The organism is Vibrio sp. 1159 (assembly GCF_033340395.1).
GTDB lineage: Bacteria > Pseudomonadota > Gammaproteobacteria > Enterobacterales > Vibrionaceae > Vibrio > Vibrio alginolyticus.
Map to the genome: position 1 here is coordinate 1 of NZ_JAWOWL010000058.1, position 16,255 is coordinate 16,255.

Annotated in this window: 15 protein-coding genes and 2 pseudogenes; 5 read left to right on the forward strand and 12 right to left on the reverse strand. The window is 44.1% G+C overall.

Going from position 1 to position 16,255, the window contains the following annotated elements; translation table 11 throughout:
• Positions 1–140 precede the first annotated feature (140 nt).
• Positions 141–689 (reverse strand): annotated as a pseudogene (tagH, locus tag R7127_RS25225) (type VI secretion system-associated FHA domain protein TagH); the annotation flags it as partial.
• A 312-nt stretch (positions 690–1,001) separates the two neighbouring features.
• Between tagH and R7127_RS25230 the strand changes: the two are divergent.
• The 3 genes from R7127_RS25230 (at position 1,002) to R7127_RS25240 (ending at position 4,160) form a co-directional block, all read left to right on the forward strand.
• A complete protein-coding gene (locus tag R7127_RS25230; RefSeq protein WP_033907005.1) occupies positions 1,002–3,152 on the forward strand; it encodes a serine/threonine-protein kinase in 2,151 nt (716 codons plus the stop codon).
• A 446-nt stretch (positions 3,153–3,598) separates the two neighbouring features.
• Positions 3,599–3,934, forward strand: a complete 336-nt coding sequence (locus R7127_RS25235) for an Hpt domain-containing protein (RefSeq protein ID WP_031781126.1) — start codon at positions 3,599–3,601, stop codon at positions 3,932–3,934.
• Positions 3,935–3,968: 34 nt separating this feature from the next.
• Entirely contained in the window at positions 3,969–4,160 is a 192-nt protein-coding gene (locus R7127_RS25240; RefSeq protein ID WP_025767706.1) for a hypothetical protein, read from the forward strand.
• Between the two features lie 70 nt (positions 4,161–4,230).
• Here R7127_RS25240 and R7127_RS25245 read toward each other — a convergent pair whose 3' ends face one another.
• The 4 genes from R7127_RS25245 to R7127_RS25260 form a co-directional block, all read right to left on the reverse strand.
• Complete coding sequence (locus R7127_RS25245; protein WP_025998580.1) at positions 4,231–4,692, reverse strand: ATP-binding protein; 462 nt, start codon at positions 4,690–4,692, stop codon at positions 4,231–4,233.
• Positions 4,673–5,902 (reverse strand): PP2C family protein-serine/threonine phosphatase, encoded by a 1,230-nt coding sequence (locus R7127_RS25250; RefSeq protein WP_064376518.1) that lies wholly within the window; start codon positions 5,900–5,902, stop codon positions 4,673–4,675. Before R7127_RS25250 ends, R7127_RS25245 begins: the two co-directional genes overlap by 20 nt.
• 29 nt (positions 5,903–5,931) lie before the next feature.
• Positions 5,932–6,192 (reverse strand): hypothetical protein, encoded by a 261-nt coding sequence (locus R7127_RS25255; protein ID WP_017820228.1) that lies wholly within the window; start codon positions 6,190–6,192, stop codon positions 5,932–5,934.
• 220 nt (positions 6,193–6,412) lie between these two features.
• Positions 6,413–7,027 (reverse strand): glutathione S-transferase family protein, encoded by a 615-nt coding sequence (locus R7127_RS25260; RefSeq protein WP_005375905.1) that lies wholly within the window; start codon positions 7,025–7,027, stop codon positions 6,413–6,415.
• 284 nt (positions 7,028–7,311) lie between these two features.
• On the opposite strand from R7127_RS25260, the gene R7127_RS25265 reads away from it, so the two are divergent.
• Both R7127_RS25265 and R7127_RS25270 read left to right on the forward strand, forming a co-directional pair.
• Positions 7,312–7,887, forward strand: coding sequence for a TetR/AcrR family transcriptional regulator (locus R7127_RS25265; protein WP_005375904.1), 576 nt, complete (start codon positions 7,312–7,314; stop codon positions 7,885–7,887).
• Position 7,888: 1 nt separating this feature from the next.
• A complete protein-coding gene (locus tag R7127_RS25270; RefSeq protein ID WP_206971194.1) occupies positions 7,889–8,293 on the forward strand; it encodes a PPC domain-containing DNA-binding protein in 405 nt (134 codons plus the stop codon).
• A gap of 98 nt (positions 8,294–8,391) precedes the next feature.
• Here the strand turns inward: R7127_RS25270 and nirD are convergent, their stop codons facing one another.
• The 7 genes and pseudogenes from nirD to R7127_RS25305 form a co-directional block, all read right to left on the reverse strand.
• Positions 8,392–8,727 (reverse strand): nitrite reductase small subunit NirD, encoded by a 336-nt coding sequence (gene nirD, locus R7127_RS25275; protein ID WP_206971195.1) that lies wholly within the window; start codon positions 8,725–8,727, stop codon positions 8,392–8,394.
• A complete protein-coding gene (nirB, locus tag R7127_RS25280; RefSeq protein WP_206971196.1) occupies positions 8,728–11,247 on the reverse strand; it encodes a nitrite reductase large subunit NirB in 2,520 nt (839 codons plus the stop codon).
• Positions 11,248–11,257: 10 nt separating this feature from the next.
• Positions 11,258–12,094, reverse strand: coding sequence for an ABC transporter ATP-binding protein (locus R7127_RS25285; protein ID WP_053053060.1), 837 nt, complete (start codon positions 12,092–12,094; stop codon positions 11,258–11,260).
• A gap of 11 nt (positions 12,095–12,105) precedes the next feature.
• Entirely contained in the window at positions 12,106–13,071 is a 966-nt protein-coding gene (locus R7127_RS25290; RefSeq protein ID WP_053303689.1) for an ABC transporter permease, read from the reverse strand.
• Positions 13,072–13,143: 72 nt separating this feature from the next.
• Positions 13,144–14,508, reverse strand: a complete 1,365-nt coding sequence (locus R7127_RS25295; RefSeq protein ID WP_005375887.1) for a CmpA/NrtA family ABC transporter substrate-binding protein — start codon at positions 14,506–14,508, stop codon at positions 13,144–13,146.
• Positions 14,509–14,773: 265 nt separating this feature from the next.
• Positions 14,774–15,355: an ANTAR domain-containing response regulator gene (locus R7127_RS25300; protein ID WP_206971197.1), complete on the reverse strand. Its 582-nt coding sequence runs from the start codon at positions 15,353–15,355 to the stop codon at positions 14,774–14,776.
• Positions 15,356–15,428: 73 nt separating this feature from the next.
• Positions 15,429–16,178, reverse strand: a pseudogene (locus R7127_RS25305) (dienelactone hydrolase family protein); the annotation flags it as partial.
• Positions 16,179–16,255 lie beyond the last annotated feature (77 nt).

Genomic DNA, 16,255 nt, shown 5'->3' on the forward strand with positions numbered 1-16,255 from the left:
GGCTACGACGATTAATGGGTGTAGCCGATCAGATCGTAGCTTCTTGATTTAGTTCCATCGATTTAAGCAACAAAGCCCCCATTGGTATCAAAGTTGGGAGTCGATAGGTGTTCTGATTGTCGGTTAACTTTCGGTAAAGTTTCAGATACGGTGCTCTGTTTTTCGGGCTTTGGGATATCAATAAAATCATCGACTAAACCAATATCTAGCTGAAAGTCAGAAGGAACACTTTCGTTTAAGAGTTCACTAGCACTAAGGCCTAGGTCAACAAATTCTGCTTCCGATGGACTTGAGACTACTTCAGGGGGTGCGCTAGAAAGACTTTTACTTGTCTCAAGACTGAATACATCTGTATCTGTTTGAATAGAAACTGAAATTTGATAATCCCCTAAGCTAACCATATCGTCATCGCTTAGTGCTATTTCATTTCCTTGACCCACAGGAGTTACAGCATTATTTACAAAAGTACCATTAGTTGAGAGGTCTTTTATCAAGTATTTGTCACCAAACTTAATCAGTTCTCCGTGGGTTCCGGATACCACTCTTTCAGGATCTGGTAGTGTCCAATCACATTGTTCAGACCTACCAAATGTAACCTTGGCATGTTCATCACTTGATTCAAACACGAACTCACTCTCAATCTCTGGAGTAAATTTGTGAAAACTTGTTATGGTTAAAACCAACTTCATGTAAACCTCGCCAAAGACCTGCTAGATATTATTTTTAATTTTATTATTAACTGCTTTCTTATTAACAGTAAGATTAATAAAAACCTTAATACTGCCATTGAAAATCATGCACGGAATAATGAATCATTTTTTTATCAAAGCAATCACGTATTGTTCAACAATTTTAATTATCCAACCAAGTTCAAATTTTTGACACTTAGACTTTCATCAATAAAAAAACGAATGTTAGTTTGGCCGAGAAATTCTAACATAATGACTTTTCATTGAGCAGAAAGGTATATATTCCCCCATCATTTATACGGAGTTCTTGTGATGGAAGACAGTAATAAAAACAATTCTATAAATAACGAAGAAAGCGGAGATAAAACTAAAATTGTAAAGACTCAAAAACGAGACAATGCAATTAAATCAACCAAACTCACTAATAATGAAACCTCCGTTAAAAATAAAAATGAAACAAATACAAAACTGTCTCAAAAAGAAAACACTCCGTTAGTTAATAAGAAAAAAAACAATAAAGATGACTCATTAAATAATAACAAAGATGTTATTAACGAAAGCTTAATAGGAACGACCGTTAAAAATCGGTATGAAATTGAGTCGGTTATTGGGCATGGTGGGCTTTGCGATGTTTACTTAGCTAAAGATAAGATTCTTGAATCTTCAGGTTCAGAAACACCCTACGTTGCGTTAAAAATATTACAGAAAGAGTTTGCTTCTCAACCAGAGACTGCACGCATGTTAATACGTGAAGCTCAACAAACTCAAAGGTTAAGCCACCCTAATATCATTAGGGTTTTTGATTTTGGTGTTGATGGCGAAATATACTTTTTAGTTATGGAGTATATTAACGGAGAAACATTAGAGAGTTTAATACAGCGTTCTAGGCCCCATGGGCTGAAGTTTAATGCAACTTTATCAATCCTAAATCAGGTACTCGATGCACTCTCATATGCTCACTCTCTTGGTGTAGTGCACGCCGACCTAAAGCCCGCTAATGTGATTTTAACGTCTGAGGGTAACGTTAAGTTGCTTGATTTTGGTGTATCTAAAACTCATCAATTAAAGCAGGATCAATATGCGGCTAAACGTAAATCCGAAAATGTTGAAACGCTTGGTTATACTCCCAACTATGCATCACTCAACCTGTTATCCGGTAAGGAACCGAACTTAAGCGACGATATGTTTGCTCTATTTTGTATTGCTTACGAGCTATTGAGTTGCAAACACCCTTACGCAAGAACTCCAGTTAATGAAGCTCTCAAAAAGAAGATCAAGGTCTCTAAACCAACTAACATGCCTGCATCTAAGTGGCCAATATTTTCAAGCGTATTTTCAACTGGCATCATTCCGAACGAGCTGACCCCTGAGCAGTTGAAACGCAAATTGAATATGCGCTATTGGCCTATCGCTAGCGGCGCGGCAGCGAGTATATTATTAGTTAGCGGCATTGTATTTGGTTATCAGCAGCAACAAGAAACCATCGCCAATTTGGAAACCGTTATTAGCAAGCAAAATGATCAAATTGCCGGACAAGAGTGGCAGCTTGATACGCCAGCAGAAAAAAGTTTGGCACTGATTGATAGTGAAAAAAGCTTACATCCAGTCGTTAAGGCTGGCTTATTACGCTTACACAAGACCTATATTCTCAGCGAGTTTGAATCTGAAATTGATCAGGTTTTGAATTCTGATGCCAACAACTACCCGAATTATGATGAAATTGAGTCCATACTTGATAAAGCAAAAACCTACTACCCTGACTCACATAAAATAGAAGTTCTTGCCTTAGATATTCAGTCAAGCAAGCACTCCACGTTACTTTCGATAGCAAGGCAAATCAACAGTCAACTTGAAAAGTCTCGGTACAGTAAAGAAGACGGCAGTAAATCCATCTATGAGCTCAAGGATGAGTTAAATCAGATTCATCAAGGTTATCCTTTCACGCCAAGTTCGTTATCTAGCGATGTTTTCGGTCAGCACCTCACTGAAGCACTCAAAAAGAAAGACGCAGCTGCACTTGTTGCTCTTATTAAGGTTGGGAACACCTTCTTTTCAAACGTAGAAGAGCATCAAGAGAACTTACAGATAAGTAATGCGATGAAAGATGCAGTGCTGGAAATGAAATTATATGAGACAGCGCTAGATTCCAACAGCCCTCTACCGTTTCCAGAAGATGCCGCTAGAATCCTGTTCCAAGAAGAGTTTGAAAACTTTTATTCTCGCCTAGAAAAGGCAAGGACGACAACTCATCTCGATAACTTGGTGAAGGATGTGGATCTGTTCTCGAAAAACTTTCCTATTGGTTTTCAGGATGTTAACGATTTAAGATTCAAAACTGCTGATAAATACTTACGCTTCTCCGATATATTGCTTAATAAGCGAAGGACTTCAAGCGCAAGACGCGCTATGAAGAAAGCCAACGAGCTTATGAAGCAAATAGAACAGGACTCTAAGCAAAGCTAGTAATACAAAAGGGACGCGAGTTCCTTTTTTGCCGTAGATTACTTGCCAATATGCAACTAGATTGCTAATTTATACTTGTACTTAATGAGGAGAGTTAGCCTTGACTGAAGGAATAGTCAAAGTTGGCGAACGTCTGGCGTCCGTATGTAACGATAGCCTTAAACTAGGACTGCAAGACACTTACCGACTCGGCGTTTTACTTGGAAACATCCCCTTTGCTACTTGTGTTAAAAACACGCGAGTTGAAGTTTTTTCATCCCTACATTTCGACCATTGCCGTTTGGATATAAGTCAAAATATCTTTAACAATGACTTTCTTTTTGTAAGTTTATCTCAAGCGACAAGCAAACTATTTCTGCTCAAATACTGGTTATGCCATTCATACCTTCGGCTAAGCCTTCATTATCCGAAACATTCCTCTACCTCAACGTTTAATAGGGGTATACATGATTAATTTTGATGTTCTCAATACATACATGGATAACGACGTAGATCTGATCGTCACTGTTTTTTCTACATACCTTGAAGATCACACGAATGATATAGAGCGTATAGATGAGCTATATGCAAGCAAATGTTGGTCAGAACTCTATCTATTAGCTCATAGTTTAAAGGGCATTTTAGAGAGTTTCGGAGAAGACACCGCGGTCATTGCGTTTCAAAGAATAGAAGAAAAAACCAGAAACGATACAGCGCCAGATAGCTCAGATATAGCTATAGTTACTAAAGAGCTAGCTGCAATTAATCAACAAATCTTCACTTACTTGAAGAATATGCAATAAAGAAATTCAAGGCTTAACTGGGGGAAATATGGCAATGAATAATAGCAATTTCAGGGAGTTGATTGAGTCTCTCAAAGACTTAACACCAACTCAAAAAAGGTACTTACTTAGCCGTACAAAGATGGCGCTAGATGATGAAAGTAATATGTTAAACATCAGTGATATTCTAACACCAGAAGAGTTGGAGGCGTTACTATCACCGGCACCAACAACGAATACAAAATAACAATGATATACAACGCAACCGTCAGATTAACGCTAGGGACCAAGTGAAGCAAATCGACTTTGCTTGGTTGTTAGTTTCTCTCCCTATTCCTTTTCACTACAACAAACGTATTGTTTTCGAAACCTTTTTCCAATGTAAACAGGTCAGATAATTGAGCGACTAACATCAGTCCGCGACCTGAGGAGGACCAACTATCGTCATCCATTAAGTTAGGTGCCTCAATCTGTTTATTTTTATGTTGGATGAACGTCTTTTCATTGATCGGCGCTCCGCAATCAGAGACTCTCAGTTCCACGAAACCGGACACTTGGTCATCCCCAACCCTACACTCCACTTCAATTGGTAGGCCTTCTATTTCACTGTAAGAATGAATATAAGCGTTATTCATGAGTTCAACGACACAAAGCTCCAATGATTGAATTGCATTTAAGGGGATTTGATGACCCATCAAAAACCGAACAACGTCTTTGCTCGCACTTCGTGAGTGAGTAAGGGAGCTCCCGTAAGTTCGTTTAAATTCGCTCTTTGACATTCTTTTCCTTAAAATCGAGCCTCTCACCATGCCATTTTACCTGTAAAAGGCTGGCATCATCATCAAACTCATCTTCGTTATGCCAAGATTGTACTTTTTTAAAGACGTCTCCCACTTGGTCTTCAACTGTCAGCGTGCAAACAACTTTTATACTCGATGCCAATCGTTGTAGTGAAAACATCTCCTCACCCTGCCTCGCTTCAATCAAACCATCCGAATAAAGCCACAATGCATCGCCCTCATCCAGACTAATTTGGTTACCGATATATTCCATCGGCTGCATTGCACCAACGATAAAGTTATCGTCACCTATCTGTTCCATCGTTTTCGTACTCGTTCGCCAAACTAAGATCCTGGGGTGGCCAGCCGTGCAATAGCTAAGTTGCCCTGATTTTGTGTTAAGAATGGCGTAAGCCATAGTAAAGTAAAGTTGACTGTTTCTAGTTTGCTGATAACGCCGATTTAGCCGTTCAATCACAGATGCAGGCTCACTTACGCAATAGCCGTCATCTCTCAACTCCATCGTGATCGAATCAGGCCCCTGACTTTGAGATAGCGTCTGTTGAATAGAAAAAGCCATCAAAGCTGAAGAAATACCATGACCAGAAACATCAAATACATAAAACGCAACATGTCGTTCATCGAGCTCCAAATACCCCAACATATCACCACCAATCTGGGAGCATGGTTTGTAGACATAGCTAAAATTTACATTCTGAATAGTTGATTCAGCAGGGAGTAGTTGCTCCATCAGATGACTAGCAGACTGTAGGTCTTGGTGAATTGTTTGATAGGCCGCATCTAGCTCTTTATTTCTCTCAACGAGTTTGTTGTGCAGTTCTAAAGTACGAAACCCCGCACGGATTCTGGCCTGAAGTTCCTCTACAGACGTCTTCTTATCTACGAAATCATCTGCGCCAGCATCAATGCCTTTCACGATCGAACTTTGGTCATTTCTAGAAGACAGTAGAACAAAGAAAATGTAACGTTCGCTAACTTTAGATTTTAATTGGCGACACAATTCAATACCATTAATTCCAGGCATCATTAAATCACTCAGCACAAACTGAATATCAGGGCGGTGGGTTAGCACCTCAAGCGCCGCTCTTCCGTCTTCAACTGCAACCACTTCATAGCCCTGCTTTTCCAATGCACTGCTGATGTAAAGCAGTACTGTTTTACTATCATCGACCAAAAGAATGGGTTTCATCTTCCTCCTTAATACGGTTGCTTTACTGGCTAACGCAAAACACTAGTCACTGACTGCTCATTTCTAAAACGGCTGTAGTCTTCGGCTAATAATTGGTGTTGATATCGAGTGTAAGACAACGCTTCATTAGAAATTAGTATCTGATGCTCTTTTTCGATTAACTGACTTTGCAGCCTTTCAATCTGTTCATTCTGCTGTGTGTAATTGAGGTACAGTGCGAATAGACCAAAAACCGAAACCATTAACAGGGCGATTAGAATATTATTGATAGTTTTCACTTGAATACTCATGACCTCTCCTTGTCTATTATTAGACTTTCCATGATGAAAGAGAGCGTCTACGGACCAAGAGCCCAAGGCTCTAAAACGCAACGAAGCAAATTGAGGTTGTTTTTCCAATTATAGGCGATAGGAGAAAAAATAAGAAAAATCTGAAAAAATTTGAATATCCTGCTGAGTTAAGAATCGGTAAGGTGGTAGCAGCGAGCTATCATCCACTCGCTGCAATACATTAACTCTGAAATGCAGGTCTAGCTAAAATTTGGTTATACCATCGAGCAATGTTTGGCGACGTCGATAGCACATCAATTTCTAGGCCTTTAATTGCGAAACTGATCAAAATAAAGCCTGTTATATCGACGATAGTAAAATGGTCTACGGCGATAAAATCATTATGTTCAAGGCGCTTGTCTAAAACAGGCAGAAATTCGTAGACGCGTTGTTTTGATTCTTCGCCCCATGCTTCAACGCAACGTTCTCTGTCTCCATAAACTCCGGTCATGTTTCGAAACGCCTGAAATGCCGCATTTAGTCCTTGGAACTCCACCACACGATGCCACATTTCCACCTGAGCACGTTCGAGCTGGTTTGCACCAAACAGCGCCAGATCATTTTCAAACGCTTCATCTAGGTAGCGACAAATCGCCACGCTTTCACAGATCGTCGTGCCGTCATCCAGTTCCAGTAAAGGCACTTTGCCGTTCACGCTTTTCGATTTAAACGGTTCAGATAGGTTATCGCCCTCACGAACGTTCAGCGCAATTCGCTCAACCTCGCCACCGATTTCCTTTAGAAAAATGCTAACTCGCTTACAACTTGGAGTCATTGCGGTTTCATAGAGCTTCATTTCACATCCTTTTATCTTTTTCTAACCGATTGGTTAGGATATACTGTAGCCAGTTTATAAACGATCAGTCAAGAACTTCACTATCAAAAATTTTCAAACAGTTGTGGGTCTGTTTGCTGAGCGAGATTTTTGATGCCGTTTGTGAGTTCACATGAATTTGGGGGCTGATACCCAAGAATAGATGGGTATTCATCATATTGGTTCAGTTCGAACGCTAGAGGTTCTCTGTACCATCCCTCCAAAGCAATTCAATTACCCAATAAGCAGACCCAGGCAGGTAATTTATGGCAAGAAAAGCCAACTTCGACCGAGATGAAAAGCTTCTCGTGGCTATGGATGTGTTTTGGCGCAAGGGCTTTGCGAACACGTCTATCTCGGATCTCACCGACGAGTTGAACATCAACCGCTTCAGTCTTTACAACACCTATGGTGACAAGCAACAGCTCTACTACGAAGCACTCGATACTTACTTGAAAAAGGTCTCGCTACCGTCACTGAATGATTTGGAAAAAGACGATGCGTCTTTACCTGAATTGGAATCGTTCCTTAAATCTTTTGCTGAGCTGCAACGCAAACGCAACTGTGGGTGTTTTATTCAAAATGCGTTGATTGAGCACGCTGGCGAAGACGATGACGTACTGCGTAAAGGGCATTTTTTGTTTGACCATCTTATCGACATCATTGCGGATGCGCTGACCAATGCGCAAAAAGAAACCTTAGTGCCAAAAACGCTGAAACCAGAAGAGCTCGCTCGTTTTGTTCTCAACAACATGCAAGGTATGCGCGTACTTGGCAAAGCTAAACGTTATGCCGACTTGGATACGGCGCTTTCCTGCTTACTGGTTTTGATTAGGAAATAACATGTCGATTGAAGTGATAGCAGTACGTCTTACCAAAGGCATGGACTTAAAGCTGAGCCTAGCGAAATTGGTCGAGCAGTACGGTATCAAAGCAGGCTCGATTACCTCATGCGTTGGTTGTATCTCTGACCTCAACCTTCGTTTGGCAGGTGCAGAGAGTACGTTAACCAAACAAGAGCCATTTGAAATTGTCTCTGTGATGGGAACCCTAACGGCTGAACATCAACACGTTCATATCTCGGTGTCTGATCGTGAAGGACGAGTTTGGGGTGGGCATTTGTTGGAAGGCACAGTGATTGATACTACCGTAGAATTGATCATCCATTCTTACTCAGAACTTGAGTTCACTAGAGCGATGGACGACTCGACTGGCTATACCGAACTACAAGTGAATCCTTCCGAATAGTTAAAAGCTCCAGAGCCTTACCGTGTGGTCTCTGGAGCTTTATTCGCTTATCTCTTACGCTAAGAATTTATTCATATCAAGCAGGCAAATTTCTAGGATCATTCTTCGACTAAATAACAAACCTGATTATCGTCGACCGTTACTTGCCACGTTTTTAGACAGTGCGCTTCGTCTTCCAAACACTGCCCGCTCTTTAAACTGAAATGCTGTTTGTACAGTGGCGATGCAACACACATCTCACCATCAATATCACCGACAATCCCTCGACTCATCACATAAGCGTTACCAATTGGGTCCCAATCTTGAACGGCGTAAACACCGCTATCTGGAATGTAGAATAACGCGACATGCTCGCCTTCAATCAACACCGTGGCACCGATGAACGGCATTAGGTCATCAAGCTGACACAATCTCACTTTGGTTAAAGCTGCCATTTACACCTCCCGTTTCACTGGAATACGCTGACCGCGCACACGTTGGTACGGCAAGACTTTGCTGCCCGACGTGCTGTTCAAGAAAGGACGGAAGCGTTGCAATTTTTGAGGATTATCCAACGTACTCTTCCACTCACATTGATAGGTATCTACGACTCGTGCCATTTGTTCATCCAAAGAATCACATAAATTCAGAGAGTCATCCAAAATCACTTGTTTAAGGTAATCTAGGCCCCCTTCCATGTTCTCCATCCACACAGACGTGCGCTGCAAGCGATCTGCGGTGCTGACGTAGAACATCAATACTCGGTCGATCATGGTGATCAACTCTGATTTGGATAAGTCAGATGCAAACAAATCAGCGTGTCGTGGTCTCATGCCACCATTACCACAAACGTATAGATTCCAGCCGTTTTCAGTAGCGATCACCCCAATATCTTTACTTTGCGCTTCTGCACACTCGCGAGTACAGCCCGATACGGCAAACTTAAGCTTATGGGGCGCTCGCAATCCTTTGTAGCGGTTCTCTAACTCAATGGCTAACCCAACCGAATCATCAACACCATAACGACACCAAGTAGAACCGACACACGATTTCACGGTGCGCACCGATTTACCGTAGGCGTGCCCTGTTTCAAAACCGGCATCGATTAAGGTTTGCCAGATTTCAGGAAGCTGTTCTAACTGCGCGCCAAATAAATCCACGCGTTGACCGCCAGTGATTTTGGTGTATAGATCGTATTGCTGAGCGACTTCGCCTAGCACGATGAGTTTGTCTGGTGTGATTTCGCCACCCGGAACACGAGGCACAATCGAGTAAGAGCCATCTTTTTGTAGGTTCGCCATAAAGGCATCATTAGAATCTTGCAGAGATTGATGCTGTGGCTCCATGATGTGTTCATTCCACAAAGAAGCAAACACAGATGCCGCTGTCGGCTTACAAATATCACACCCATGCCCTTTGCCATGCAGTGCAATTAAGGTGTCGAAGTCTTTGATTTGTTCCACTTGGCAAATATGGAACATCTCTTGGCGACTGAGCTCAAAGTGCTCACAAAGGTCGTTGTTAACCTCTACCCCCATGGCTGCCAATTGAGTATCCAATACCGACTTCACCATATTGCTACAGCCACCACAGCCAGTACCGGCTTTGGTGTTGGCTTTAAGGTCCGTCAGGTTGGTAGTGCCAGCTTGAATCTCGGCAACTAAGTCGCCTTTTGTGACGTTGTGACAAGAGCAGATGATGGCGCTGTCTGGCATCTCTCCATCCAGCATTCCAGTATCAAACAGCAGGTTCGCCGCGTGGTCTGGCAGGACCGTTTTGTTCAAATAACACTGTAAGAGCGCATCGTAATCGCTGTTGTCACCAACGAGAATCGCACCAAGCAATTGGGTGCCGCTCGCATCAACCACCAGCTTTTTGTAGATGCCTGCAACCGCATCTTGCAATACCATTTCTTGTGCGCCTTCGGTTTGCATTTGCGCATCGCCGATAGACGCCACATCCACCCCAAGCAGCTTAAGTTTGGTGCTCATGTCTGCACCTTTAAAACCTTCGCTCGGCATCCCAGTCAAGACATCGGCAGTGGTTCTCGCCATGGTGTAACCGGGAGCGACTAAACCAAAGATCTTCTGTTCCCAAAGGGCACATTCGCCAATCGCGTATATGTTCTCATCGCTGGTTTGGCATTGGTTATTAATCACAATGCCGCCTCGCTCCCCGACTTCTAGCTCAGCCAGCCTTGCCAACTCATCTTGAGGGCGAATCCCTGCGGAAAAGACAATCACATCCACTTCGAGAGGATCTTTGTCTTTAAACACCATACGATGCTTAGCCGTTTCACCATCGCAGATTCGCTCCGTCCCCGTTGAGGTATGCACGGTTAGCCCTAGCGCTTCAATCTTCTCTTTTAGCACTAAGCCAGCACCATCGTCCAACTGCACGGGCATCAGGCGGGGTGCAAATTCGATAACGTGAGTTTCTAACCCCAATAGTTTGAGTGCGTTTGCCGCTTCTAAACCCAACAAGCCACCACCAATCACTGCGCCTGTTCTTGCGCCTTCACATGCCTTCTTGATTTGTGAAAGGTCATCAAGCGTGCGGTAAACAAACACGTTGTCGCGGTCTTTACCTTCGATTGGAGGCACAAACGGGTAAGAACCGGTCGCGAGCACAAGTTGGTCGTAACCCAGCACATCTTCACCATCAAGCAGAATGCGCTTTTGCTCTCTGTCGATGCCTGTTACTTGGCTGCCAAGTACGAGTTGGATGCCATGCATGTCGTACCATTCTTGGTTACTCAGCATCAAATCATCATGAGACTTACCCGCAAATAAAGAGGACAACTGTACACGGTCATACGCGATAAAACGCTCTGCACCAATCACGGTAATTCGGTGCTCCAAATGCGCGTTTTTCTGCACTAATTGCTCGACGAGGTGTTGCCCGACCATACCGTTACCTACCACAACGATGTGGCTCAATGCGTTCTTTACTGGAATAGTTAAAGGACTGTTCATCGCTGCCTCCTTATGCCGTTTGCGCTGCGGTTTTGGGTTTGTCTTCTTTCGAAACAGGAATCTCGACTTTGGATTGCTTCTCGTAAAGAAACTTCAACACGGCTTGTCGACACTTCTGATACTGCGCATCATCAGCCAGTGCGACACGCTCACGAGGGCGAGGCAGATTCACTTCTAACACTTCACCAATAGTTGCCGCCGGTCCGTTAGTCATCATCACGATTTTGTCGGAGAGCAGCACCGCTTCATCCACGTCGTGGGTAATCATGATGACGGTATTGTTTAGCTCGGCTTGAATCTTCATCAGTGCATCCTGCAAATGCGCGCGTGTTAGCGCATCCAACGCGCCAAATGGTTCATCCATCAGCAGAACCTTTGGTTGAAGTGCCAGTGCTCTGGCGATGCCGACTCGCTGCTTCATACCGCCCGAGATTTCATCCGGCTTTTTGTGCGCAGCATGCTGCATTTGAATCAACTCTAAATAGTGGTTCACTTGTTCCTGAATCCACGCTTTGCCCTTTTTGCCGGCAATTTGCTTTACTGCGAGCTCAACGTTTTGATACACAGTGAGCCAAGGCAATAGTGAATGGTTTTGGAACACAACCGCGCGGTCGGGTCCCGGTCCTGCCACCTCTCGTCCATCAACGATCACACCACCATCTGTTGGCATGTGTAGCCCTGCGACTAAGTTCAATACCGTTGATTTACCACAACCAGAGTGACCAATCAGCGATACAAACTCACCTTTATTGATTTGTAAATCGACGTTCTTAAGCGCGATGAACTCACCATCTGGCGTTGGGAATCGCATCCCTAAACGCGTTAGATCTAATAATGCTTTTTCCATGATCTTTTCCCTTATCTCAACGCTTGTTGTTTATTCCAAGACAGCCACTTTTGAAGTTGCAGCATGCCTCTATCGAGCATCAAACCGATAAAACCAATAGTGATGACTGCCACCATGATGCGACCCAATGATGCCGAGCTGCCGTTCTGGAACTCATCCCAAACGAACTTGCCCAACCCTGGGTTCTGAGCGAGCATTTCTGCCGCAATCAATACCATCCAAGCGATACCTAAAGAGAGACGTAAACCAGTGAAGATCATTGGAATGGCAGAAGGTAAAACGATGGTGCGTATATGCTGCCACCACGAAAGTTGGAGCACTTTGCTCACGTTGATTAAGTCTTTATCAACGCTCGTTACACCCACTGCGGTATTAATCAGCGTCGGCCATAAGCTACACAGCGCTACAGTGATCAGAGAGTTGATGAACGACTTAGCAAACATCGGGTCATCACTCACATAAGTGGCACTTACAACCATAGTGACGATAGGCAGCCAAGCTAAAGGTGATACGGGCTTGAGCAGTTGAATGATTGGGTTGAACGCTTGATACAGCCCTTGATTAAGACCAAGCACGATGCCAAGTGGAATCGCGATAATCGTCGCCAGCAGAAAGCCCGCGGTCACAGTCACTAAGCTAGTCACGATTTGGTCGAAAAACGTCGGTTTACCTGTGTAAGGACGAATCTTCACTTCCGCGTCTGGATTCTTCGCTAACTTCGCAGCATTACGCTTTTCCTGACGCTCGATAAACGCTTGTTCCTTTTCTCGCTCTTGCCAATGGTCATCGACAAGGTTGCTGAACTGCTGAAAAGTTTGCACAGGTCCCGGTAGCGTACCTAATGAGGTTTGCACTTCTCTCGCTGCTAAGTGCCACATTGCCAAAAAGATCAGCAAGCCAATGACGGGCAAAAGCACCAACCGACTTCGGTTCACTACCTGCTTAGCAGGAAACAGGGAAATGACATTACTAGACATACTCACTCCTAAGAAATTTACATCCTTGTTGCCACAAGCGAATTCCCTCGCCTGTGGCGTTTATCGTTATGGTTAAACCTTGTCTTTTCCTTTAAGCCCGATAGAGAACTTCTCTAGATATTTATTTGGCTCGCGACCGTCATAAACGATGTTGTCGATAAAGTGTGTTTGTGGCGCACGGAAACCATCTTCAGCACTAAAATCTGGGAAGTCTTTTTTGCTCAACACTCCATCTTCAATTAGCGCTTGAGCTGCTTGTTGGTAGATATCTGGACGGTACACCTCTTTCGCCACATCCATGTACCAATCATCGGATTTCTCGCTTGAGATTTGTCCCCAGCGACGCATTTGAGTCAGATACCAAATCGCATCGCTGTAATACGGATACGTGGCGTTATGACGGAAGAACACGTTGAAGTCTGGCACGTCTCGTTTGTCGCCTTTCTCGTATTCAAATGTGCCGGTCATCGAGTTGGCGATAACTTCGGCATCGGCTCCAACGTATTCGCTTTTTGATAGCATCTTCACTGCTTCTTGGCGGTTGGCATTGTCGTTTTCATCCAACCAATGTGCAGCTCGAATCAAGGCTTTCACTACGCGAATGTGCGTGTTTGGATACTTCTCAGCCCAAGCTTTGGAAACACCAAACACTTTCTCTGGGTTGTTCTTCCAGATCTCGTAATCGGTCACGACTGGCGTACCAATGCCTTTGAACACGGCTTGCTGATTCCATGGTTCGCCTACGCAGTACCCTTTGATCGTGCCCGCTTCCATTGTTGCTGGCATCTGTGGTGGCGGTGTAACACTCAAAAGAACGTCAGCATCCAACTGACCACTGTTATCACCTGAGTCTGGTGCGTAAAAACCTGGGTGAATCCCACCTGCCGCTAGCCAGTATCGCAATTCATAGTTGTGCGTCGATACAGGGAACACCATACCCATGTTGAAAGGTTTGCCTTTATCCAGATAGCTGTCGACCACAGGCTTCAGTGCGTCCGCTTTGATTGGGTGAACAGGTTTGCCATCTGGTTGCTTTGGAATGTACTGCTTCATCTGCTCCCAAGTATCATTGGAAACCGTGATTGCGTTGCCGTTCAAATCCATACTGAACGCAGTAATCACTTCTGCTTTTGTGCCAACACCAATCGTTGCGCCCAATGGCTGACCAGCAAGCATGTGCGCGCCAGCAAGCTCACCGTCGATGACTCGGTCTAATAGCACCTTCCAGTTTGCTTGTGCTTCTAAAGTGACGTACAACCCTTCGTCTTCAAAAAAGCCTTTCTCATAAGCAACCGCCAGCGGTGCCATATCGGTTAACTTAATAAAACCAAACTTCAGGTCTTCAATTTCTGGCTCACCTAACTCTGCCTTTACGCTGACCGTGGTGAATACCGATAACGAAATTGCTGACACTTTCAGCATCGAACTCCATTTCATTGGTTTGCTCCCATAAAAAAAGCGCCACTACTCCGAAGAGCAGTAGCGCCGTTGCTAAGTCTGCAATTACCGCCGTTGATAATTGAGATAAGCGATTCAACAATAAACCCAACTCTTCTAATCCAATTACTGTGCCAACTTATTTTTCACTGTAAATACAATAGATTAGAATATCTTGCCGTTTGTTATTCCCTGTTATTGCTTGCTGATAGTGCAACACGCACCACGTTAGAAAACGCACTCTACCCCCAAAGTGGTAGAACGACTAATCCAACACTTCCAAAGTAGTTATCAAATTCTTGGCAACTTGTGCGAGCGTTTGGCTCGATTGCATGGCTGAATTTCTTAGCGCTTTATAAGCCTGTTCTTCATCAACGCTGTGCATCTTCATCAGCAGACCTTTCGCTTTTTCCACCAGCTTGCGCTCTTCGATCTTATGGGTCAGCGATTCAATTTCCGATTGCATACTTTCGAATTTCGCTCTCACTAATGTCGCATGTTCAATCCAAGGTTGAAGTGCAAACTCACTATCGTGCGGCATAAGAACATAGTCCATTTTTTCTGATAAACGATTGATATCATTGGATGATAATTGCTTTAAGACGATAAGAAGTGGTGCCGATTTTCTGCGGCAGAAATCGACGATCAAACGCAGTTCCGCGGTTGGTTGCTGCCATCCAACCACAACGCTTGCCGACGGTTCTCGTTGCATTAACGTTTCTAGTTGTGCCAATTGGCAGCCGATGATGTTGTCGTAATCTTTGCTCAATAAGCCGGACAATCGAGCCTGCTCTTCGAGGCTATCACAGCATACTATGATGGGTGTTTTTGACGTTGATTGAGTCATGCACATTCCTTGTTTATATCTCACTCACTAAGAGAGACATAACAAGGAATGTGCCAACTAAAGCTGAAGCGTTTTAACTAGAGGCGAGATGTTCTTTGAAGAAGCCGAGTGTACGTTCCCAAGCGAGTGCTGCTTCTTCCGGTGCGTAGCGTGCCGTTGAGTCGTTATGGAAGCCGTGGTTGACGTTTTCATACATTAACGCTTGATACTGTGCGTCGGTCGCGATTAACTGCTGCTCATAGGCAGGCCATGTGTCGTTAACACGCTTATCGAGCCCTGCAAAATGAATCATCAACGGTCCTTTGACTTGCTTTTGGATCTCTTGTGCCGCTGGTGTTCCATAAAAAGGCACACCTGCATCGAGCTCTTCAGGCATTACCGCTGCAAGCATATTGACAATGTATCCACCGAAGCAGAATCCAACCGCGCCCAATTTACCGTTGCCACCCTCGTATTGTTTGAGGAAGTTAGCGGCTGCAATAAAGTCTTGCTCGATCTTGGCTCTGTCCATCTCTTTCTGCATCGCGCGACCTTCATCGTCGTTCCCCGGATAGCCGCCGAGTGGATAAAGCGCGTCTGGAGCGAAAGCAATAAAGCCGTCTTTTGCAAGTCGTCTTGCGACATCTTTGATATAAGGGTTCAGACCTCGGTTTTCATGAATCACCAACACGGTCGGCGATTTTAAGGTCTTCTTCTGTGGCATCACCAAATAACCACGCCCTTCTCCATGCCCATTTGGAGATGGAAAGGTTTCGTAAGTTGCTTTGATGTCAGGATCGTTAAATGAAACTTGTTCTGCGAGTGCGTAATTCGGGGTTAACGCCAGGGAAAATTCATGAACATGCCCATGTTTAAAGGGTTTGCGCTTTGGTGTGGTCTCAATTTTCGAAGTTCGCTAGC